The organism is Methylovulum sp. (assembly GCF_028687615.1).
Classification (GTDB): domain Bacteria; phylum Pseudomonadota; class Gammaproteobacteria; order Methylococcales; family Methylomonadaceae; genus Methylovulum.
This window is the reverse complement of sequence record NZ_JAQTZU010000002.1, coordinates 119020-140791: the sequence shown is the minus strand read 5'-3', so window position 1 is coordinate 140791 and position 21772 is coordinate 119020. Positions and strand designations below refer to the sequence as shown.

24 protein-coding genes are annotated in these 21772 nt (G+C 48.4%); 13 read left to right on the top strand and 11 right to left on the bottom strand.

Annotated elements, in window-relative coordinates:
• The 10 genes from ctaD to PHH59_RS01910 form a co-directional block, all read right to left on the bottom strand.
• Positions 1 to 1620, bottom strand: a complete 1620-nt coding sequence (ctaD, locus tag PHH59_RS01955; RefSeq protein ID WP_300010386.1) for a cytochrome c oxidase subunit I — start codon at positions 1618 to 1620, stop codon at positions 1 to 3.
• A gap of 56 nt (positions 1621 to 1676) precedes the next feature.
• Positions 1677 to 3164, bottom strand: a complete 1488-nt coding sequence (gene coxB, locus PHH59_RS01950; RefSeq protein WP_300010383.1) for a cytochrome c oxidase subunit II — start codon at positions 3162 to 3164, stop codon at positions 1677 to 1679.
• A gap of 535 nt (positions 3165 to 3699) precedes the next feature.
• The gene (locus PHH59_RS01945) at positions 3700 to 4458 is read right to left on the bottom strand and encodes a hypothetical protein (RefSeq protein WP_300010380.1); all 759 of its coding nucleotides are present in this window, start codon (positions 4456 to 4458) and stop codon (positions 3700 to 3702) included.
• 317 nt (positions 4459 to 4775) lie between these two features.
• Positions 4776 to 5255, bottom strand: a complete 480-nt coding sequence (locus PHH59_RS01940; protein WP_300010377.1) for a prepilin-type N-terminal cleavage/methylation domain-containing protein — start codon at positions 5253 to 5255, stop codon at positions 4776 to 4778.
• Positions 5256 to 5431: 176 nt separating this feature from the next.
• Positions 5432 to 5602, bottom strand: a complete 171-nt coding sequence (locus PHH59_RS01935; protein ID WP_300010374.1) for a hypothetical protein — start codon at positions 5600 to 5602, stop codon at positions 5432 to 5434.
• 284 nt (positions 5603 to 5886) lie between these two features.
• Positions 5887 to 6393 carry a hypothetical protein gene (locus tag PHH59_RS01930; RefSeq protein WP_300010371.1) on the bottom strand — a complete coding sequence of 169 codons (507 nt, stop codon included), beginning with the start codon at positions 6391 to 6393 and terminating at the stop codon, positions 5887 to 5889.
• 646 nt (positions 6394 to 7039) lie between these two features.
• Entirely contained in the window at positions 7040 to 8374 is a 1335-nt protein-coding gene (locus PHH59_RS01925; RefSeq protein WP_300010368.1) for a TolC family outer membrane protein, read from the bottom strand.
• A gap of 4 nt (positions 8375 to 8378) precedes the next feature.
• Positions 8379 to 9770: an HlyD family type I secretion periplasmic adaptor subunit gene (locus PHH59_RS01920; protein ID WP_300010365.1), complete on the bottom strand. Its 1392-nt coding sequence runs from the start codon at positions 9768 to 9770 to the stop codon at positions 8379 to 8381.
• Positions 9767 to 11473 (bottom strand): type I secretion system permease/ATPase, encoded by a 1707-nt coding sequence (locus tag PHH59_RS01915; protein ID WP_300010362.1) that lies wholly within the window; start codon positions 11471 to 11473, stop codon positions 9767 to 9769. Before PHH59_RS01915 ends, PHH59_RS01920 begins: the two co-directional genes overlap by 4 nt.
• Positions 11474 to 11666: 193 nt before the next feature.
• Positions 11667 to 12716 carry an OmpA family protein gene (locus PHH59_RS01910; protein ID WP_300010359.1) on the bottom strand — a complete coding sequence of 350 codons (1050 nt, stop codon included), beginning with the start codon at positions 12714 to 12716 and terminating at the stop codon, positions 11667 to 11669.
• Positions 12717 to 13177: 461 nt separating this feature from the next.
• On the opposite strand from PHH59_RS01910, the gene PHH59_RS01905 reads away from it, so the two are divergent.
• From PHH59_RS01905 to PHH59_RS01845, 13 genes are all read left to right on the top strand, one after another.
• Positions 13178 to 14461 carry a formylmethanofuran dehydrogenase subunit B gene (locus PHH59_RS01905; RefSeq protein WP_300010356.1) on the top strand — a complete coding sequence of 428 codons (1284 nt, stop codon included), beginning with the start codon at positions 13178 to 13180 and terminating at the stop codon, positions 14459 to 14461.
• 96 nt (positions 14462 to 14557) lie between these two features.
• Positions 14558 to 15175: a Uma2 family endonuclease gene (locus PHH59_RS01900; protein ID WP_300010353.1), complete on the top strand. Its 618-nt coding sequence runs from the start codon at positions 14558 to 14560 to the stop codon at positions 15173 to 15175.
• Positions 15176 to 15219: 44 nt separating this feature from the next.
• Positions 15220 to 15483 (top strand): AbrB/MazE/SpoVT family DNA-binding domain-containing protein, encoded by a 264-nt coding sequence (locus tag PHH59_RS01895; protein ID WP_300010350.1) that lies wholly within the window; start codon positions 15220 to 15222, stop codon positions 15481 to 15483.
• A gap of 19 nt (positions 15484 to 15502) precedes the next feature.
• Positions 15503 to 15718, top strand: coding sequence for a hypothetical protein (locus PHH59_RS01890; protein ID WP_300010347.1), 216 nt, complete (start codon positions 15503 to 15505; stop codon positions 15716 to 15718).
• Complete coding sequence (locus tag PHH59_RS01885) at positions 15715 to 15975, top strand: type II toxin-antitoxin system RelE/ParE family toxin (RefSeq protein WP_300010343.1); 261 nt, start codon at positions 15715 to 15717, stop codon at positions 15973 to 15975. The genes PHH59_RS01890 and PHH59_RS01885 overlap by 4 nt, the downstream gene beginning before the upstream one ends.
• A gap of 96 nt (positions 15976 to 16071) precedes the next feature.
• The gene (locus tag PHH59_RS01880) at positions 16072 to 17727 is read left to right on the top strand and encodes a formylmethanofuran dehydrogenase subunit A (protein WP_300010340.1); all 1656 of its coding nucleotides are present in this window, start codon (positions 16072 to 16074) and stop codon (positions 17725 to 17727) included.
• A gap of 8 nt (positions 17728 to 17735) precedes the next feature.
• Positions 17736 to 17984, top strand: coding sequence for a type II toxin-antitoxin system RelB/DinJ family antitoxin (locus PHH59_RS01875; protein WP_300010337.1), 249 nt, complete (start codon positions 17736 to 17738; stop codon positions 17982 to 17984).
• The gene (locus PHH59_RS01870; RefSeq protein WP_300010334.1) at positions 17971 to 18252 is read left to right on the top strand and encodes a type II toxin-antitoxin system YafQ family toxin; all 282 of its coding nucleotides are present in this window, start codon (positions 17971 to 17973) and stop codon (positions 18250 to 18252) included. The genes PHH59_RS01875 and PHH59_RS01870 overlap by 14 nt, the downstream gene beginning before the upstream one ends.
• Positions 18253 to 18348: 96 nt before the next feature.
• Positions 18349 to 18606, top strand: coding sequence for a DUF2281 domain-containing protein (locus tag PHH59_RS01865; RefSeq protein ID WP_300010331.1), 258 nt, complete (start codon positions 18349 to 18351; stop codon positions 18604 to 18606).
• 12 nt (positions 18607 to 18618) lie between these two features.
• Positions 18619 to 18840, top strand: coding sequence for a hypothetical protein (locus PHH59_RS01860; protein ID WP_300010328.1), 222 nt, complete (start codon positions 18619 to 18621; stop codon positions 18838 to 18840).
• Entirely contained in the window at positions 18831 to 19232 is a 402-nt protein-coding gene (locus PHH59_RS01855; RefSeq protein ID WP_300010326.1) for a type II toxin-antitoxin system VapC family toxin, read from the top strand. Before PHH59_RS01860 ends, PHH59_RS01855 begins: the two co-directional genes overlap by 10 nt.
• Positions 19233 to 19259: 27 nt before the next feature.
• A complete protein-coding gene (fhcD, locus tag PHH59_RS01850; RefSeq protein ID WP_300010323.1) occupies positions 19260 to 20156 on the top strand; it encodes a formylmethanofuran--tetrahydromethanopterin N-formyltransferase in 897 nt (298 codons plus the stop codon).
• A complete protein-coding gene (locus PHH59_RS01845) occupies positions 20153 to 20965 on the top strand; it encodes a formylmethanofuran dehydrogenase subunit C (protein ID WP_300010320.1) in 813 nt (270 codons plus the stop codon). The genes fhcD and PHH59_RS01845 overlap by 4 nt, the downstream gene beginning before the upstream one ends.
• Positions 20966 to 21195: 230 nt before the next feature.
• On the opposite strand, the gene dcd is transcribed toward PHH59_RS01845, so the two are convergent.
• The gene (gene dcd, locus PHH59_RS01840; RefSeq protein ID WP_300010317.1) at positions 21196 to 21762 is read right to left on the bottom strand and encodes a dCTP deaminase; all 567 of its coding nucleotides are present in this window, start codon (positions 21760 to 21762) and stop codon (positions 21196 to 21198) included.
• Positions 21763 to 21772: the final 10 nt, after the last annotated feature.

Sequence of the window (21772 nt, the reverse complement as noted above, 5' to 3'; positions counted from 1 at the left end):
TTAAATATGCTCAGTCGGAATTACAGTCGGTGGTGTAGTAAATGAGTGGTACGGTGGAGGTGATGGTAAAGTCCACTCCAAACCGTGTTTATGTGCATCTTCCCACACTTCATCACTGACTTTTTCACCAGTTCCGCCTCTGATAGTATCAATGACGATATACAAAAATAACAATTGGCTAATTCCAAAGATAAAACCGCCGACGCTGGAAATCATATTCCAATCTGCAAATTGCACGGCATAATCTGGAATCCGGCGCGGCATACCTGCCAGTCCCAAGAAATGCTGGGGAAAAAACAAAATATTGACTGATACGACAGATAACCAAAAATGCAATTGGCCGATTTTTTCGTTGTACATGTGGCCTGTCCATTTGGGCAACCAATAATATCCTGCCGCCATCAGAATAAAGACCGACGCCGGAACCAAGGTGTAATGGAAATGGGCAACGATAAAATAAGTGTCATGGTATTGGAAATCAGATGGCGCAATCGACATCATCAGGCCAGTGAAACCGCCTAGGGTAAACAACACGACAAAAGCAATTGAAAACAACATGGGGGTTTCAAAAGTCATGGAGCCTTTCCACATAGTCGCTGTCCAGTTAAACACCTTAACACCCGTAGGAATCGCGATTAACATGGTTGCGTACATGAAATACAGTTCACCGGCTATCGGCATACCGACGGTGAACATGTGATGCGCCCAAACGACGAATGATAAGAAAGCAATTGATGCGGTCGCATAAACCATAGAGCTGTACCCAAACAAAGGCTTGCGGGCAAACACAGGAATAATGGTCGAAGCCACGCCAAAAGTCGGCAAAATCATGATGTAAACTTCAGGATGGCCGAAAAACCAGAAAATATGCTGGTAAAGGACAGGGTCACCGCCACCTGCGGCATCAAAAAAGCTGGTGTCAAAAAACCGGTCGGTCAACAACATGGTCACCGCGCCTGCAAAAACCGGCATGACCGCAATCAACAAAAAGGCGGTGATCAACCAAGTCCAAACAAACAATGGCATTTTCATCAAGGTCATGCCAGGCGCACGCATATTGAAAATAGTGGCGATAATGTTGATCGCCCCCATGATTGACGAAACCCCCAGTAAATGCACTGAAAATATCGCAAAAGGCAGGGCCTTACCCGTTTGCAAAACCAACGGCGGATACAATGTCCAGCCCGCAGCAGGTGCGCCGCCTTCCATAAACAAAGTGCTTGCCAGCAATAAAACCCCGGCAACCAACATCCAGAAACTCATATTGTTCATGCGTGGCAACGCCATATCCGGCGCGCCAATCATCATCGGGATCATCCAGTTAGCCAGCCCCACAAAGCCCGGCATAACCGCACCGAACACCATGACCAGCGCGTGCATGGTGGTCATTGAATTAAAAAACTGCGGCTCAACAAACTGCAAACCTGGCTCAAACAACTCGGCACGGATAACCAGCGCCATAGCCCCACCGACAAAAAACATGGTCAGCGCAAACAATAAATAAAGCGTACCAATATCTTTATGGTTAGTGGTCACTATCCATCTTAACAAGCCTTTCTCAGGGCCGTGGGCGTGATCATCGTGATGATGACCATCATGTTCAGCTACAACAGCAGACATAGTTTTATACCTCGAAATAATAGAAAAAGCGTAAATGGACAAGAATCAGTGATGCCTTATTCATCGTCCTGTGCAGGCGGCAGGGCGGCTTGCAATTTTTGTATGGCTGATGGTTGTATAACATCATTGGTCGAATTGCCCAAGCTATTGCGGGTAAAGGTAACAACCGAGGCAAAATCTTTTGCATTTAACGTATGACCAAAAGCAGGCATCATGCCTTTTCCATTCAACAATAAATCCACCTGGGCATTAATGTCGCCCTTGATCAAAGCACTGCCTTTTAACGCAGGGAACATAGGAGCCATGCCCTGCCCTTCCGGTTGATGGCAAGAGCTACAGTTACTGTCATAAACCGATTTTCCTAAAGCGATTAACTCGTCTTTGGACATATCGGCAACAGCTTCTACTTTTTCGGGCGTTGCGGCTTTAACCTCTGTTTTAACAACAGGTGCGGCTGATTTTTTTGGCAATAACTCTTGTATGGCTTTTGGCTGTATTTCATCGCCAACAGCATTACCCAGTGCATTACGGGTAAAAGTGATAACTTGCGCCAACTCATCAGCTTTTAACATTTTTGCAAACGCCGGCATTCCGCCCTTGCCATTCAAGACCAAATTGATTTGGGCATTGATATCGCCTTTGACCACCGCGCTGCCGGTAATGGCAGGAAATGCCCCCGGAACACCTTTGCCATCAGGCAAATGGCAGGTCGAACAGTTTTTTGCATAAACGCCCGCCCCTTTAGATACCAACTGATCATGGCTTTGGTCACTCAAATCAGCCCCTTTTTGCGATTCATCCTGAGTCTTTTTAACCCAGGCATCATAATCGGGCTGATCCATAGCAACCACGACAATCGGCATAAAACCGTGGTCTTTGCCGCATAACTCAGTACATTGGCCGCGATAAGTGCCGGGTTTATCGACCGAAGTCCAAGATTCATTAATAAAGCCCGGGATAGCGTCTTTTTTCCAGCCCAAATCAGGCACCCACCAGGAATGGATCACATCCGCACCGGTAAAGAGAAAACGGATTTTCTTTTTGGTCGGGATGACCAAAGGGTGGTCAACATTTAACAGATAATGCGGAACTGAACGGGGGTCAACGCCCGAACCGACTTGACGCGCCTTGTTACTGGCCTCATCAAGGCTACTAAAAAAATGGATGCCATTATCCAGATAATCGTACTCCCATTTCCACTGCCATCCCGTCACTTTGATGGACATCTCGGAATCTTGCACATCGTCAAGCTCCATCAAAGTTTTCGTGGCGGGTATCGCCATACCCACCAAGATCAAGGTAGGAATAATCGTCCAGATGATTTCAACAGTCGTGTTTTCATGAAATTGTGCCGCTTTATGCCCTTTCGACTTACGGTGATGGTAAATCGAGTAAAACATAGTGCCGAACACACCAAGGCCAATGATTACGCAAATCCATAGAATCAGCATGTGCAGGTCATAAACGTCATGACTGACCTTTGTGACCCCTTTTGTTAAATTGAGCGTATATTCCGCCTGCGCTGTTCCAAGACTTGAAGCCATTAAAAACAGACCTGCGAATAGTTGCTTTGTATTTTTCACGGAGCAGCCCCTTCGATAGTAGTTATAAACTCTTGTGTGCGTCATATCGTTCGTAATATCCAAGCAGCCTGGGCCGACTTTTCCCTTTACGTTATAATAATCACAAATATACTGGGTAATTTTAACCTATGACGCTGATAGAAACCAGTTGTCCTTGTTATGAATTTGTCATAAATGAAAAAGGCCCGGGGATAAAAGTTATCCCCGGGCCATTTATTGGCAGGATATAGGATTTGGCTAAAAATAACTTCCCTGAACCATTCTTGAAACTTAAGACCTGACGGGTTTCAAAAACCCGTCAGGTCTTAATATCGGGAAGTTATTAATGACCAAATCCTAAGGAACGAGCATGAAATAATTTCCGCACCGGCTCGTCAGACCTGTCAGGTTTTAAAAACCTGACAGGTCTTTATCCGCGAATTTATTCCATGCACATTCCTAAGTTAAAGATTACAACTATTATCAAAACAGAAAAGCTTATGCCCGCCCAGACCGGTCAATCAGGCGTGACGGCCCCCAGATATTGACCGTTCCGGGCAAATATCAAAATGCCATCGTGATATTTTGATTGTAATAGAAAATACAGCACATCATGGATGCTTTGCTTATGTTTTTGCAGTATCGGCAGCAATGGGTTTTTTACATCGGGATGTTTGGCAATGATCCCGTCAATGTTTAATTGCCGGGGTTTTATATCGGCGAAATGGTCTTTGAGCGGGCGATATAGCCAGGTTTGATGATGCGGCGGGATACGTTGTTTTAATATCAAATCCATCATTTTCTTCAAATCAGCCAGAATGATGGGATTTTCAGCATAGATAATTGCAGGCGAAGCATCACTAAAAGCCCTCAGACCATCAATCTTGTATGCTTGGTCATCCAATGCTTGTGCGGGTACGGTCATAAAACCCTTCCCCCAAAACACCACGGCCACCGGCCGTTGCTTATGCAGCGTATAAACACCCCACAGCAGGGCCATAATTTGTACGACGGCAATGATGCCGATATCAACCGTCAATTCGCGGGTGCTTTTTTGGGGGTTAAAGACAATCAAGGTCATGAGCGGGCCTAAAACCACATCAATGCCAGCGACAATTTTAATGCCCTGCAAGCCGCCTTCCGTATCAAAATAAACGCCTGGATACCAGCAATTGATCAAAACCCACATGATCAGCGAAAAAAAGCCGATACTGGCGCCAAAATGCAATAGCGCCGCCGTTACGCGTTTTTTAGGTTTGTGGAGGGTGATTAACATTTTTGGTCAATTTCCGTGGTGGCGGGCGGGTTATTTTAACATTACCCGCCGATAGTCAACGCATAATGCGTAGGTCGGGTTAGCGCTAACCTAACCCGACGATTGCGTTCCGATGTTGTCCGGTTGCTTGTTATTTTAACGCCACCCGCCAATGCACACACATAAAAAAACCGCTTAAGGTCAACCCAAAGCGGTTTTTTGTAACAAACATAGCGGCTGGACAAGTCTCTTGAAACGTTACGGACGGGGTTTCAAACCCCGCCCTGCTTCTGTTGCCGGGTTACGCTAGCGCTAACCCGACCTACGATACTACAAGATTAGCAGTAGCCAGCAGCAACACAACTACCAGCACCTTTTATCCACTCTACCGAGCCTCTGCCGCCTGCGCCACCACCAATAACTGGATCGTAAGTGCCGTTAATTATATAGGTTTCACTATTCAAAGTTGCTGCCGCTGTCGCTGTCAGTGTGGCTACCTCTCCAGCAATACCTAAAACTACAGGAGTAGCAGCGGCTAAATATTTAGTAGTATTCCCAGCATTATTGACGTTAGCCATAGCAGCGACAACCGCAGGTTCGGCGGCACAGCCTGCCATGGTGTTCGCGGTTTGGGCGCAAACATCAAGCGCCGCTTTCACGCCGGCAGTCGCCAATACCACTTCAGAAAATTTAGCTCTGGCAGTATAGGTTTGGTAAGCCGGAATCGCAATGGCCGCCAAAATACCGATGATCGCGACCACGATCATCAACTCGATTAAGGTAAAACCTTGTTGAACTTTTTGCATTTGATTTTTCATAATAGATTGCCTTTTAGGGTTAGAAACGGGACGAGAAAACTCAACTTGGAAACGGGATGAGAAAACTCGACAAGGATAAAGCAGGATGTGTGCCACTGCACATACACCGCCGCTATTTACCGCCGGTTTGCCGGTTTTTGCGGATGCCCGGGCCGACAAACCCAGCCATCGCCCCGTTATAAAGCAACCGCCACGGGCGTTAACCGCTTTAGCCCGCCCATCGCCCGCGAATAAACCCAGCCATCGCCCCCGCTTGAATTGCCCGCGCCAGTCAGCTTGTGACAAAAAATGTCATGTCGTTGGCATAAGTCGTTGGCATAAATAGTGGCGCAAACGTCTTTTAACATTACAATTTGTAAAATCCGCAGCCTACACTTTCACCCTAAGGATTTGGCTAAAAACAACTTCCCTGAAGCATTCTTGAAATCCTAGACCTGACAGGTTTCAAAAACCTGTCAGGTCTTAATATCGGGAAGTTATTAATGGCCAAATCCTAAGGCTAAGAAAGCATCGTCATTAACTTAATAATATTCATGCGGTTACGATTATGTTTTTGTGGTTAATATCAATGTAGGTCGGGTTTTAATTAAATTAAACTCTTAACTGTGGGCAACGGCCCACTTACCCGCCATCACATCACTTCCATCAGCAAAAATGGCCCGCCGTAAGTCAAGCCAAAATACAAGAAAGCCAAGCCGATGCAGCGGGCATAATGGAACCCGAACACGCGCTTGAAAATGTAGCTGATAATTGCCAAATACCAGAGAACCAACAGCGCACCCAGATAAATCGGGTATTCTTCATATTGCGTGCCTTGTGCAAACGCATCGAAGATTTCGACCCCTATCCCCAGGGTCATAATAAAGTTTTCGCACATAAAAACGGCGGTCTGCAATTGGTAAAAGACCGATGATTTTTTGGTGGACAGTATTTGCATGGACAGCAACAGCAAGGCGACCATCGTCCGCATCGCCACTTCCAGCGTCGCATCGGCAGGGTCGCTGATATTGGCTTCGACAATGATTCCCGAAATGACATAAAACCCGATGTTTTTCCACAAAAACGCCCTGGAAGGGTGTAAGTCTATGGGATTATTGATAAACCAGCAAAGCTGCAAATATTCTATTAATAATTTCATGGTCACGGCTAAGTCAAAAAGCCAAACAAGTTTGGGTGGCGGTTGAATTGCAACGGGGTTAAAGATTTTAAGTGGAAGCCTGGACTTGTGTGTTTTGGGAATACAAACCTAGGTTTGTATTCCGCAACAGTTTCGGCTCGTCAGACCTGTCAGGTTTTGATACCCTCTGGGGCACAAGAAACCTGACAGGTCTTCCGCACCAGCTCGTCAGACCTGTCAGGTTTTGAAAACCTGACAGGTCTAATCCTATCGCGAGATTTAACCCTAGAAACTTAAGGAATGGGCATGGAATAATTTCCGCACCAGCTCGTCAGACCTGTCAGGTTTTCATACCCTGGGGCACAAGAAACCTGACAGGTCTAATCCTATCGCGAGATTTAACCCTAGAAACTTAAGGAATGGGCATGGAATAATTTCCGCACCGGCTCGTCAGACCTGTCAGGTTTTCATACCCTCTGGGGCACAAGAAACCTGACAGGTCTTGATCCGCGAATTTATTCCATGCACATTCCTAAGGATTTGGCTAAAAATAACTTCCCTGAACCATTCTTGAAACTCTAGACCTGACGGGTTTCAAAAACCCGTCAGGTCTTAATATCAGGAAGTTATTAATGGTCAAATCCTAAGCATAGAAGTGGCATCCCAATTAGTGTGCTTTTTTGGCGCGGGCGTCGGCAACCAGCCATTGGTTGAATTTTATAAGCTCATCGCCTATCAAGCCACCGGTTTGGAAATATAATGAACTGCGGGCCATGAAATAACGGTAACGCGCTTCGCGCTGGGCTTTTCGCGCTTCGGACAATTGTTTTTCGGCATTGAGCAAATCAACTATCGTCACCACGCCCAATTCATAGCCTTTTTTCATCGCATCCCGTGATTGTTCACTGGCTTGCAATTGCCGGTCAGTGGCTTGGCTGCGTTTGGGTGAAGTGACCATGTCCAGATAAGCCGCCCGCGTCATTTGCTCCAGTTCCCGCAGTTTCTTTTCAAGTTCGGCTTCGGCGAGTTTTTTCCGCGCTTCCGCTTCCCCGACCTTGGCGCTGGTGATGCCGCCTTCGTAAATGGGCACGACGGCCTGGACGGCGGCTGTGCCTATATCGTAAGGCGACGTGGTCTGGTTGTTATAAACGGTGTCGCTGTAGGTGCCGCTAAGTTGCAATTCAATGCGTGGCAAATGCCCGGCGCGGTAAGCATTGATGCTTTGCCGGGCCGATTCGACGGCGTGTTTGAGCCCTTGCAATTCCGGGTTGATCTGCCCGGCTTGTTTGACCCAGGTTTCAATACCGTTTTCGGGCGGAAGCTGTGTTGCATCCAGACGCGCCGGTTGGATACTGGTCACCGCATCACCCGTCAATTCACGCAATTTTTCCAACGCAATCCGGGCGTCGTTATCGCTGTCAATCAAGTTGGTGCGTAAGGTTTCGGTACGCGCCTGGAGTTCGTACAAATCGGTCACCATCGCCAATTGCCGCTTGTGCATGGCATCGACACGGGCCAGTTGTTTTTCGGTGGAGGCTAATTCGGCGGCAATGATTTCATTTTTATCTTTGGCTTTCAAGGCGTTGATATAACGCTCGATCAAATCGGCAATCAGTTTTTGATGGGCGGCCAGCAGGTTTTCTTCGTATTGCGAAGTGCGTGATTGCTGGCTTTTCATCAGTAAATACGCCTGCAAATCAAATAACGGTTGTTGTAAGTTGACACTGGCCCGCGTACCAGGGTAATCGCTGGTAAATGCGCGACGGAATCCCGCCGCTTCCTGATGGAAGCGGTTTAAAGAATAGTTACCGACCACGCTCACCTCCGGCAATAATTTACCAAAAGCCTGGTCTTCCTGGGCCTTGACCACGTCCAACGAATATTCGCTGCTGTTCAGTTCGGGCGAAGCCAGCACGGCGCGTTGGTACAGCGACAATAAATCATCCGCCGCCACTGGCGCACTCAATGTAGCCAGCAAAGATAAAACTATCGGGTAACGCATCAACTTAGTCCTCAATTAACGAGCGGGCAAATATATTGCTTAAAGGTTGCACCAGATATTCAAAAAAAGTGCGGTCTCCCGTGTTGATCAAGACTTCAGCCGGCATACCCGGCAATAAAATCAGCCCCCGTTTGGTCAGTTCCTTAAGCCCTTCCTGATCGACCTCGACACGGGCAAGGTAATAGCTGTTTTCTTTCTTTTCATCGCTTAAGCGGTCTGCGGACAAGGCGATCAATCGTCCGGCAACTTTCGGCGTTTTCGCACTTTTGAACGCACTAAAACGGATTTCTGTGCTTTGCCCGATATGCACCCGATCTATATCTATCGGCGAAACCTGCGCTTCTATCAGCAGTTTTTCCTGTTGCGGGACTATGTCCAACAAATGCCCGCCAGGCGGGATGACCGCCCCCAGGGTATGCACGGTCAAACCTAGCACCATGCCCGCATCGGGGGCTTTGATGACCGTTCGGGTGACGGTGTCATCCAACCACTGGGTTTTTTCGCGTAATTCTGAAAGCTCGGTCTGCACCTTGCTCAGCTCGTCTATGACCTGACGCTGGAATTCTTTCTCAATTTGCAGGATTTTCAGCGAGGTTTCGCTGATTTGGTTTTGCGCGGTGGCAATATTGGCGGTGAAGTCCCCTTCATCGCCCCGGGCTTCCGCCAATCGCCGTTCCAGTTCCGTCACTTTCTGTTTTTCGACATAGCCTTCTTTTAGCATGGCACGAAAATCGACCAAGTCTTTACTAAGGGAATCGACGAGGCTGTTACGGCTGTATTTTTGTGCCCTAATGCCTTCAATTTTGGTGGCCAATTGCTGGCGTTGCTCTTGTAAGATGCCGATTTCGCCATTGCGCGAATGTTTGCGCACGGCAAAGGATTGGTCTTGCACCCGGATCGCTTCCTGGGCACGGGGATCGCCACGCTCGTTTTTCAACAGTCCAGGATAGCCCACGGCCGCTTTGCCGTCGCGTTCGGCAATTAAACGCGCCTCCCGCGCCAATGCCGAAAACAACTGGCCTCGCAAGGTTTCCAGTTGCGCCCGTGACGAAGTGTCTTCCAATTCGATCAAGACTTGGCCTTTGGTGACGCTGTCGCCATCACGCACATGCAAGGCTTTGATAATGCCGCCTTCCAAATGCTGCACGGTCTTGCGGTAACCTTCCACAGCCACGCTGCCGGGAGCCAAAGCCGCACTGCCCAGCGGCGCCAACACCGACCACGCGCCAAAAAAACCAAAAATCAAAATGACCATAAAATAGCCCAGGTGGCGTATCGGGCGGTCATCGGCATAGCGGTTTATATCCATGTCCATTTGTTTATCCAGAGGACGTTTATCAAAAGCTTGTTTATCAAGAGCTTGTTTATTAATGGCTTGTTTGTCAACCGGAATCATGCCGACGCTCCTTGGGCGGCCGGTTGCAATTGCCGCTGGTTAAGTTTCGCCAGCACTTCATCACGCGCCCCATCCAACACCAATGCCCCTTCGTTCAACACCATGATGCGGTCAACCAAACTTAAAATTCCAACACGATGGGTGATCACGATGATGGTGCTACCGCGCTGTTTCAATGCCGACAGGGCCTTAGCAAGCGCCAGCTCCCCTTGGTCATCGAGATTGGAATTCGGCTCGTCCAACACCACCAGCACCGGTTCGCCATATAAAGCCCGCGCCAAGCCGACACGCTGGCGCTGCCCTGCCGACAACATCCCGCCCGTGCTTCCTATCTCGGTATCGTAACCTTGCGGCAGATGCAAAATCATCTCATGCACACTTGCCGCTTGCGCCGCTGCAACCACTTTATTGCTGTCCACTTCACCAAACCGGGCGATGTTTTCGGCAATGCTACCGTCAAACAATTCTATATCTTGCGGCAGATAGCCCATGTATTGGCCTATCAAGTTACGGTCACACTGGGACACATCCGCGCCATCAAGGCGCACCGCACCATTTGCCACCGGCCAGATGCCCAGCAGCGTACGCGCCAATGTGGATTTGCCGGAGGCGCTAGCACCAATCAAAGCGACAAAAGAGCCGGGTTGAATGACAAAATTAATCCCTTTGATAACGGCAATCTTGGAACCTGGCGGCACAACAACGGCTTGTTCCGCCCTCAATTCGCCTTTAGGCGCAGGTAATGGCATACGTTCGGCTTCCACAGGAAATTGCGCCAACAAGATATTCAACCGCTCGTAAGCGGTACGCGCCGATAAAAATTGTTTCCAGCTCCCTATCATTAAATCAATCGGGGCCAAGGCCCTGCCCAACAAAATCGAACCGCCGATCATGACACCCGGGCTGATTTGCTTTTCTATTGCCAACCATGCGCCTAAGCCCAAAATTAGCGATTGGATCGTCAACCGGTAAGTTTTTGACAAAGCGGCGATCAGACCCGCTTTTTCACTGGCAACGGCCTGCAACATGATCAATTTTTGCTGCTTGTCTTGCCAGCGTGACATTAAATCCGGCAACATCCCCAGGGCGTGGACAACTTCGGCATTACGCAGATTGCGTGCCGTGATGTTGGCGCTTTCCACCGACACGCGGTTAGCCTGTTCCAAATCGTCGTGGGTCGCCCGCTCGTTCCATATCGCCAATAAAATCAACAAAATGGCGGAAACAATGGCAACCCCGCCAAAAGTCGGATGAAATAAAAACAGCAAACCGACATACACAGGCAGCCAAGGTGCATCAAAAAAAGCAAACAAACCATTGCCGGTTAAAAATTGCCGTAACACCAGCAGATCACTCAACGGCTGGGTACTGCTTTTGCCTCCGCTGACCAGGGCCTGGCGGAACAAGACTTTATAAAGCCGTTCATTCAACAGGACATCGAAACGGGCGCTGACCCGAATCAAAATTTGTGAACGTATCCATTCCAATGCGCCCAACATGGCAAACAACACCACCGCCAACAGCGTCAGCATGAGCAACGTTGATGTGCTGTTACTGCCCAACACGCGATCATAAACCTGCATCATATAAATGGCGGGCAACAGCATCAGCAGATTAATGAACAGGCTAAAAATAGCGGCGGATTGGAAAGATTGTCGGCAATGGTAGATGGTTTGAGATAGTTCTGACGCGGGTGAACGCATAATTAACGGCTTCCTGTTGATAAAAAACCATCTTGGTTTGATGGATTCTCGAAATTATAGCCTAAAGTCCGCCCCCAACTGATATGGCATTTGTTATCGCTAGGCAAATCCGCACGTAACGGATTAATTTTTGACCATAAAAAAACCCGCCATTACGGCGGGTTTTTTCAACAGCAAGGACTTGTCGAGAAGATTATTTACCCATCCAGATCAATTCAACGCGGCGGTTCAACGATCTTCCTTGCTCAGTAGCATTGTCAGCAATCGGTTGTCTTTCACCAAAACCTCTAGCGGACAAACGGTTGGTGACTCCTTTCATTTTCAGGTAATTAACCACTGATTGCGAACGTCTTTGTGACAACTTCAGGTTATAAGCGTCACTGGCTTCGCTGCTGGTGTGTCCACGCACTTCAATATCGTCTTTTTCAGGATAATCGTTCAGGCTTGCAGCAACACGATCCAAAATACCCATTGCATCGACAGTCAATTCCGCTGAGTCCACTTTAAAGTTTACACCTTTAAGTTCCAGGCTGATTGGGCAACCTTCAAAATCAACTTTGCTGCCCGCTATAGTTGCAGGGCATTTGTCTTGGCAATCATTGACACCATCGGCATCTGAATCCATTGTTGAACAATCTATCGCTTTTTCAACCGGAGCCGGCGTTACAAATGGAGCCGGCGCCGCCGGTTTTGGGCCGAATGGCACGACAAATCCGACATTGACCACCATGTCGTGGAATTCATCATCATTCCGACCAAATGTGGCATCAAAATTGTTGTTATAGCGGTAGCGGACATCACCACGCAAGAACAAATTATCATTCACTTCAAAAGACAAACCTGCGCCAGCTTCACCAATAAATGAAGCCGCATCAACACCGTGAGCGGAAGTATTCATTCCACCTGCGCCGACCACTGTGTATGGAGCTAATTTGCCTCGTGAGAAATAGTATTGTAATTCAGCCGTTCCACCCGCTAATTGCCACTCGCCTTGACTCTTCGGTTTACTATCGAATTCTTGATAAAAACCTTTTAATTCAACATTAAAATGCTTGTCAAGCATTTTGCCAACGCCCATGCCCGCGCCCCAACCATCTTCAGCACCACGATCACCACCGGTGCGGACATAGCTTCCAAAAGGCGCAACATACCATCTGTTATCAACAACTTCATCAGCTTGTGCCAAGGACACCATGCCTACACCAGTCAATGTAGCAAGGGCCAATACATGTAATTTTTTCATAAAATTTTCCTAGAGGGTTAAGGGGGGAAAAACAAGTAAATCAAAATATAAATCAAGCCTTTATATTTTGAGCCATACAAAAATATTTAATACGCTTTCCCGGCGATAAATCTTTTGTAGATTAATAAACGCCAAAAACACTATAGTTTTTAAACAACCCACAAAAAAAATTGTTGTTACTTTGATAATTATAGTGGCTTTATTGGTACAAAGTATAGCCCATATACGCTGTTAATCAAACATCATAAAAACTTATTTGGCCTCTCAACAGACATTTCAGAACAATCCTTCCAAATCAAAGCGACTAAAAATTCTAATCTCTTTAATTTCCCTTTTTCATAATACTGACTATTTACTGTCGTGTGCTTCAAGACAGTCTGACAAATTCAGGCTAGAATACCAGCAATCTACGTCGGCAACCGGCGTTTTTAGCCATCAAAATAACATCAAAGGATAGTTTAATGACTGAAATAACAGAAGTACCCAGTCCTTTTTGTGGTATCGGCACCGATGACCTAACCATACAGGTTGACGGCGTATCGCTGAAAGTGACGGCCAACGGCTGCGCGGTCAACACGCCGCTGTTTGAACAGCCCATCACTGACACCCACCCGCGCGTAGATGGTAAAGAAGTCAGCTTAGAGATTGCCGTTGCCAAAGCAGCAACGCTGTTAAAGGCCACCAATCTACCCGTGATCGGCGGCTGTGCGACCGATGTCAACGGGATGCGCGGGCTTTTGGCTTTAGCTGACCGTTGTGGCGCAGTGGTCGATAATATGAATTTCGTCGGCGCCCGCAATAACTTCCTCGCCTTGCAAGATTCTGGCTGGATGAACACGACATTGGCGGAAGTGAAAAACCGTTGCGATTTGTTGTTGATTGTCGGCACCGATTTGGAAGCCTTCGCACCACGATTTTTCGAGCGGCATTTATGGACGGAGGCGATGTTTGTTGAAGACACCAGCCAGCGGCAAGTGGTTTATCTCGGCAAAGCCCCATCCGGCGACGCCTCCACCTCGCCGAACGGCAACCAAGCGCACGTTTGGGAATGCGCTACGGCAGATTTGCCGGAAGTGCTGGCGGTGCTACGCGCCCTGGTCAAAAAACAACCGATCCGCGCCGAAAGCGTCGCTGGCATTGCCATCGCTGATTTGCAAACCATAGCCGACCAGTTGAAAGCCGCCAAATACGGCGTAGTCACTTGGGCTGCTGGCGCATTGGCTTACAGCCAAGCCGAATTGACAGTGCAAATGCTGTCAGAAATGATTAAAGACCTGAATGACCAAAACACCCGCTGCTCCGGCTTGCCGCTGGCAGGGAAAGAAGGCGACCAAACCGCCAACCAAGTCTGTGGCTGGACGACTGGCTATCCGGCGCGGACACGCTTTAGCCGGGATTATCCCGAATACGACCCGTTCCTGAACGATTCCCGCGACTTGCTGGCAAACGGCGAAGCGGATGCGCTGGTTTGGGTGCAAGCATTTAACGTCGCCTCCGTTCCGCCTGTGACTGAATTACCAACCATTGTAATCGGCCGTTCCGGCATGACTTTCAGCAAAGAACCGGATGTGTTTATTCCCGTGGGTACGCCGGGCATTGACCATGCCGGACATGCTTATCGTATGGATAATGTCGTTGCTATCCGTTTGAAAAAATTGCGTGATTCGGGTTTGCCGAGTACCGCAGACGTTATGAATGCGATAGAACAGCAATGTAGGTTGAGTTTACCCAAAAGGGCATGGTAGCGTAACCCAACATTTATAGCCTTGATTGTTGGGTTACGGCTAACGCCTACCCAAAGTAGGCGCATTAGGCAACCCACCCCTACAAATTAAAAGCTTATGCCCAAGATCATCCATCTCAAACAACTAGATTTAAACCAAAGCTACAGCTATGCCGATTATTTGACATGGCAGTTAAAGGAAGCGGTGGAGTTAATCAAAGGCAAGATTATGATGATGTCACCTGCGCCGAATGTCAGGCATCAGGATATTTCCAGCAACTTGCTTGGTTGTTTATTGCCCTACTTCAAACACAAAAAATGCCGCGTTTATGCCGCACCGTTTGATGTCCGGCTTTATGACCGCAAAAAATCGATCTTAAAAAACGAAGAGATACATACCGTTGTCCAGCCGGACATTTGTGTTGTGTGCCAACCGGAAGAAAAACTCGACCAACAAGGCTGTAACGGCGCGCCCGATTGGATTATTGAAATTCTCTCTAAAGGCACAGCCAAACGGGAAATCCATACCAAATATGGGCTTTACCAAGAAAGTGGCGTGACGGAATATTGGCTAGTGTTCCCTGGGCACCAAACCATTCACCAATTCGTATTAAACGCACAACAAAAATATGAATTGCAACACATGTACACCAACGACGATATGGCCGTGCCGTATCTATTTCCAGAATTGGCAATGAGTGTGAACGAGATATTTGATACTTGGGCGGAAGATTAAATGACCTTGGGTCAATTACACATAGCATTAATAAAACGGACATCATGCAAACCACCTCTGTAACCAGCAAAGGGCAAATCACCCTCCCCAAAAGCATTCGGGAACAATCGGGTATAAATGCTGGCTGTAAAATGCAGGCCACCATCGTAGGCGACCACATTGAATTGCGCCTGAGCGATGCTAACGCCGAGCAAACTACGGCGGGATTTGGCATGTTAAAAAGCCGTCGCGCTGCCGTGATACTGATGAAGCCAGGACAAGCTCTGGTGGTTTGCAAAACGGGTATGCTGGAATTTGAATGGGATTAGATGAATTGAGGGGTATAAAATGAATGCCGTTGCATCACTAGACGATGAAAAAACCAAAGCTTTGCTAACAGAAGTCATGATTGGCCTTATCAAGGATAAGCGTGGGATTTTTCATGAAATCCTCTTGGAAGTGCTGGAAGAAGTGGCGCTGGCGAATGCGATCAGCGAAGGCAGGAAGGATGATTTTGTCCCGGAAGAGGAGATTTTTGCCATCTTAAACGGCAAGCACGAATGAAGGTAAAATTTGAGGCTCGATTTGCTAAAGATTTACGCGCCATTCAAGACCCCAAAATTTTAAACCGCATGAAAAAGATTATCGAAGATTGTAAATTGGCGGATAACTTATCAAGCATCAAGCACATGAAAAAAATGCAAGGCTATGAGCGTTTTTACCGTATTCGTTTGGCTGACTATCGAATCGGAATCGTTGATGACACGATAATATTTGCTCGTATTTTACCTCGCAAAGATATTTATAAATATTTCCCTTAGCTACGGGTAGCGGCGGAATACTGTAAAAATTTAACCGTGTAGGGAGCTTAAGGCTCAGTTCAACCTAACAGGCACAATACATTCTAAGGAAACCCCATGTTAATCAAACTCACAGGCGGCACTATCTACGACCCCGCCGCTGGCATTGCAGGCCTTCAACAAGACCTTTACATCCAAGACGGGCGCATCATCAACCCGCCAGCGGAAGCCAAACCTGACAAAGAATACGACCTAAAAGGCAAGGTGGTCATGTCCGGCGCTATCGACATGCACACCCACATCGGCGGCGGCAAGGGCAATATCGCCCGCACCTTGTTGCCGGAAGATCACCGCCAAGACCCTGTCGCCAGCACCCATATCTGCCGTTCCGGTTGCGGACACGCGATGCCCAGCACGTTTGTGACTGGCTACCGTTACGCAGAAATGGGTTACACAGCGGGGTTTGAACCTGCGCTATTGCCCATCAACGCCCGCCAAGCACACATGGAAATGGGCGACATCCCCATTTTGGACAAAGGCGGTTACGTCATGCTCGGCAGCGATGATTATTTGCTGCGGATGCTCACTGCCAAAAAAGACCAAAAAGCCATTAACGATTATGTGGCGTGGACGATGAATGCCGCCAAAGCCATCGGCGTAAAAGTCGTTAATCCTGGCGGCATCAACGCCTTCAAATTCAACCAACGCAAACTGGATTTGGACGAGCAAAACGCCCATTACGGCGTAACCCCACGCGATATTTTGCAAGTGTTGGCAACTGCGGTTAAAGAAATCGGTGTCAGCCATCCGCTACACGTCCACGGCTGTAACTTAGGCGTGCCCGGCAACGTGCAAACCACGCTGGACACCATCCAAGGCATCGGCGGCTTGCCCATGCACTTGACGCACATCCAATTCCACAGCTACGGCACGGAAGGCGATTTCAAATTCTCCTCCGGCGCGGCGCAGATTGCCGAAGCCATCAATAAAAACAAGAATATCACCATTGATGTCGGGCAAATTTTGTTCGGGCAAACCGTCACCGCGTCCGGCGACAGTATGCGCCAACACGCCAACCACAAACACGCCAGCCCCAACAAATGGGTGACGATGGACATCGAATGCGACGCCGGTTGTGGCATCGTGCCGTTCAAATACAAAGACCAGAACTTCGTCAACGCCTTGCAATGGGCGATAGGTTTGGAAACCTTCCTGTTGGTCGATGACCCGTGGCGGATTTTCCTGACCACCGACCATCCCAACGGCGCACCGTTCACCAGCTACCCGCATTTGATCCGCTTGCTGATGGACAAATCGTTCCGCAACGACATGCTGGCGACCATCCATCCTGAAGCGCAATTGTGCACCACGCTGGCATCAATCGACCGCGAATACAGCTTGCAAGAAATCGCCATCATGACCCGCGCCGGCGCAGCCAAGTTGATCGGCCTGAAAGACCGTGGTCATTTAGGTTGCGGAGCGTGGGCGGACATCACCGTCTACACCGACAACCCCAACCGCGAACAAATGTTCGAGAAACCGGATTATGTGTTTAAAGATGGCGAGTTGGTTGTTGTTGATGGCAAAGTCGTCCACGTTAAATGGGGAACAACGCATGTGGTCCAGCCCGATTTTGATCCGTCTGTGGAAAAAGGCTTGAAAGACTATTTTGACCGTTACCTGACCATGAAGCTGGGTAATTTTAAGATGAGTGATGATGAGATTACTGAGGATGGGCGTGGCAGCATTACCGTGCATCCTTTAAATAACTAGAGGTTCTTATGGCGACCATAACGTTCCAAATTGACGAATCCGTACAAGTAGAAGCCACCGAAACCCTAGCGACAATGGGGCTTTCGGTAGCCGATGCCGTACGCCTGTTATTGGAAAATATAGCGGCGGAACACCGATTGCCGTTTGCTATTCCCAATGCAGAAACTATGCAGGCTATGCACGAATTGGAACAGGGCGACGGGGTGCGTTTTGATAGCATAAAATCCTTGATGGCAGACCTAAATGCGGACGATTGAATACGCTTCCGTCTTCAAACGCGACTACAAACGCATCAAAGCGACGCCCAAACATAAAGATATTGAACAATTGCTCGAAAGTATTTTGCTTAATTTGGCAAGCGATCAAGCTTTGTTAGAAAGCCAGCGGGATCACGGCTTAAATGGAAACTGGGCCAGCTTTCGTGAATGCCATATCAAGCCTGATTTGTTGCTGATTTATCGAAAACCCGATGACAATACATTGCAACTGGCGCGGCTTGGTTCGCACAGTGAACTTTTTAGGTAACGATTGAAGTGTGTAGAATTCAACCCTTGTCAAACAGGTTTACCGTTTAATGCTGCCAGATGATCTGGCCTACAAAAACATAGTCTGGAAAAAACCATGTGTTTAGATGAAATAATCCAACAACACGCGAAAACCTTATCTCCAGCACAGCAAGCGGAAGTGTTTGACTTTGTTTTGTTTTTAGAACAAAAACAAACCCAACACACAATGATAAATAACCATCAGCAACGCAAAGAACGGTTAAAAAACACGTTGGATAATGCTGTCGCGCTGGATATTTTCACAAGAGTCGATGGCGTGGCGTGGCAAAATGAGCAACGCCAAGACCGCAGCATTGAACCTGCACAGCCCTAAGGAGAAAAACAGATGCAAGCCATCAAGCAATACACCGAAGTCGTTGACGGCAGCATTCACATCAACCTGCCAAAAAACTTTACCGCCAAACGAGTCGAACTCATTATTTTGTCCGCCGACGACAACACAGATTCAAGTGACTTCCAGCGATTTTTGCTTGATAGCCCGGAAATGACAGATGAGGAATACCAGGCAATTGACGAAAAAAGGAAGCATTTTAACCAATGGCCCTGATTTGCCTGGATACGAATGTGCTTATTGCCCATAAACGGACGAAAAAAATGGAAAAGAGCAAAACCTTACTTTACCAACTTTCGATACAAGGCTATCGTTTCGCAGTTTCAAGCATTACGGTATACGAGTTATTACGTGGCGACAATCAGAATGAAGACCGTTACTGGAAAACGATGTTTGCCAACATGGAGATTTTGCCTTTTGATGCCGCTTGTGCGGAGCAAGCCGCAGAAATTTATAAGGATTTGAAACAAAAAGGTCAGTTAATCGAAGCGGAAGACTTGTTTATCGGTGCAACCAGCCTGCATCATCGGTTAAAACTGGCGACTAGCAATTTACGGCACTTTGAAAGAATTATCGGTTTGGAATTTGTTCCTTCACTCGAAAACTAAAAATATATCAACAATGAGCAAAACCCTATGATTATTAACGGTGTAACCATCGACGCAACCTTCGCGGAAGCTTTTCCGATGAAGGCGACCCGCGCCATTATCACGGCGCAGAATGAAAAATGGGCGATGATCGCAGCCCTTGCCATGACGGGCTTTGCCACGTCGGTGATCGCCTGTGGCTGTGAAGCGGGCATTGAACGCACGTTAAGCCCAGAAGAAACGCCAGACGGTCGTCCCGGCGTGGCGGTGATGATTTTTGCGATGGGCGGCAAAGGTTTGGCGAAGCAATTGGAAACCCGTGCCGGGCAATGCGTACTCACCTCACCGACTTCCGCCCTATTCGCTGGCATCGAAAGCGACACCAAAATCCCGCTGGGCAAAAACCTGCGCTATTTTGGCGACGGCTTCCAAATCGCCAAAGTCATAGCCGGAAAACGCTACTGGCGCGTTCCGGTGATGGATGGCGAATTTTTGACCGAAGCCACCACCGGACAAGTCAGCGCAGTCGGCGGCGGTAACTTCTTAGTATTGGCAGAATCGCAGCCACAAGCCCTCGCCGCTTGTGAAGCCGCCATCGAAGCCATGCGGAAAATCCCCAATGTCATCATGCCCTTCCCTGGCGGCGTGGTGCGCTCCGGCTCTAAAGTCGGCTCCAAATACAAATCCTTGGGCGCATCCACCAATGATGCGTTTTGCCCGACTTTAAAAGGCATGACCAAATCAGAATTGCCCGCCGGTTGTGAATCGGTAATGGAAATCGTCATCGACGGCTTGACCAAAGAAGACATTGATAAAGCCATGCGTGTCGGCATCCAGGCCGTGTGCGATTTGGGCGCGGCGAACGGCATCCAACGCATCAGCGCGGGCAATTATGGCGGCAAACTGGGGCCGTTCCACTTTCACTTACAGGAGATCATGGCATGAGCGCATTGACATTCACTTTAAAAACCCGCCCCGCCCAGCGCGTGGACCTATCGCCGCTGGTCTGCCAACTCTTGCAAGACAAAGACCCGTCCGACATCGCCGCGATTGAATTGCAAAGCGGCAAACGCAAACTGCGTGTGGATGAATTGTTCAACGTGTCCGGTTCAGACACACAAAACATCATCATCAAAAACAGCTTCGGCAAACTGGATTTTATCGGCAAAGAGCTGGACGGCGGCACGATCACGGTCGAAGGCGACGCGGGCGCGTATCTGGCAATGGGCATGAAATCCGGCGAGATTAAAGTCTCCGGTAATGTGGGCTTGTATGCCGGTTGCGAAATGAAAAAAGGCTATCTGGAAATCGCTGGCGACACCGGCGACTTTTTAGGCGGCGCGTTGCCAGGCAACAAAATGGGCATGAAAGGCGGCCTGATTCTGGTCAAAGGCAACGCGGGCGAGCGCGTCGGCGACCATTTACGGCGCGGCACGATACTGATCGAAGGCAACGCAGGCGATTACTGCGGCTCACGCATGACCGCCGGAACCATCGCCGTCATGGGCCAGACCGGACGCTATCTGGGCTATGCGATGCGCCGAGGCACCTTATTGCTGTGGAACCCGCCGCAGTTATCCGCGAGCTTTAACGATTGCGGTACACATACTTTAGCGTTTTTGCCGATGCTGTTTAATGCGTTTAAGATGCTTAATTCACGATTCGCGGACAGTGCCGAGGCTTTTAATCGGGTGCAGCGATACGCGGGGGATATGGCGGAGATGGGGCGTGGGGAAGTTTTGGTGAAGATCTAAATGGCTTGGCAAGAATATATTCCAGAAAATATAGCCGACCTTTACGAAGTGTACGATTACAAATAGGCGGCTGCCATTCTCAAAAACGAATTCCCAGAAGAGTTCACAGAAATTTGTTCCGCTTTAAGAGCATTAATCGGAATAGACAGGCGGGATGGCGATGGATAATTTAACCGCCAAGAGAAAGGTGCTTGCCTATCACACAAGCATCCAATCTAGTCAACAATTTTTTAAGCCTTTGGCAATGTCACGCCTGTTTGCCCTTGGTATTTTCCGCCGCGATCTTTATAAGAGGTTTCACACACTTCGTCACTCCCCAGAAACAACATTTGCGCCACGCCTTCATTGGCATAGATTTTTGCCGGAAGGGTCGTGGTGTTGGAAAATTCCAGGGTGACATGCCCTTCCCATTCTGGTTCCAAAGGTGTTACGTTGACAATAATCCCACATCTGGCATAAGTCGATTTGCCCAGGCAAATAGTCAACACATCACGCGGAATGCGGAAGTACTCGACAGTCCTGGCCAAGGCAAAGGAGTTGGGAGGAATAATGCAAACATCTGCCTTTAGGTCAACAAAGCTGTTTGAATCAAAGTTTTTCGGATCGACGATGGTTGAAGTGATGTTGGTAAAAATTTTAAACTCGTCTGCACAGCGGACATCGTAGCCATAGCTGGATGTGCCGTAAGAAATGATTGGCCCGCTGCCTGCGTCCCTGACTTGACCGCATTCAAACGGCTCGATCATGCCGTGCTGTTGCGCCATGCGGCGTATCCATTTATCGCATTTAATGCTCATAGTTGTGTAA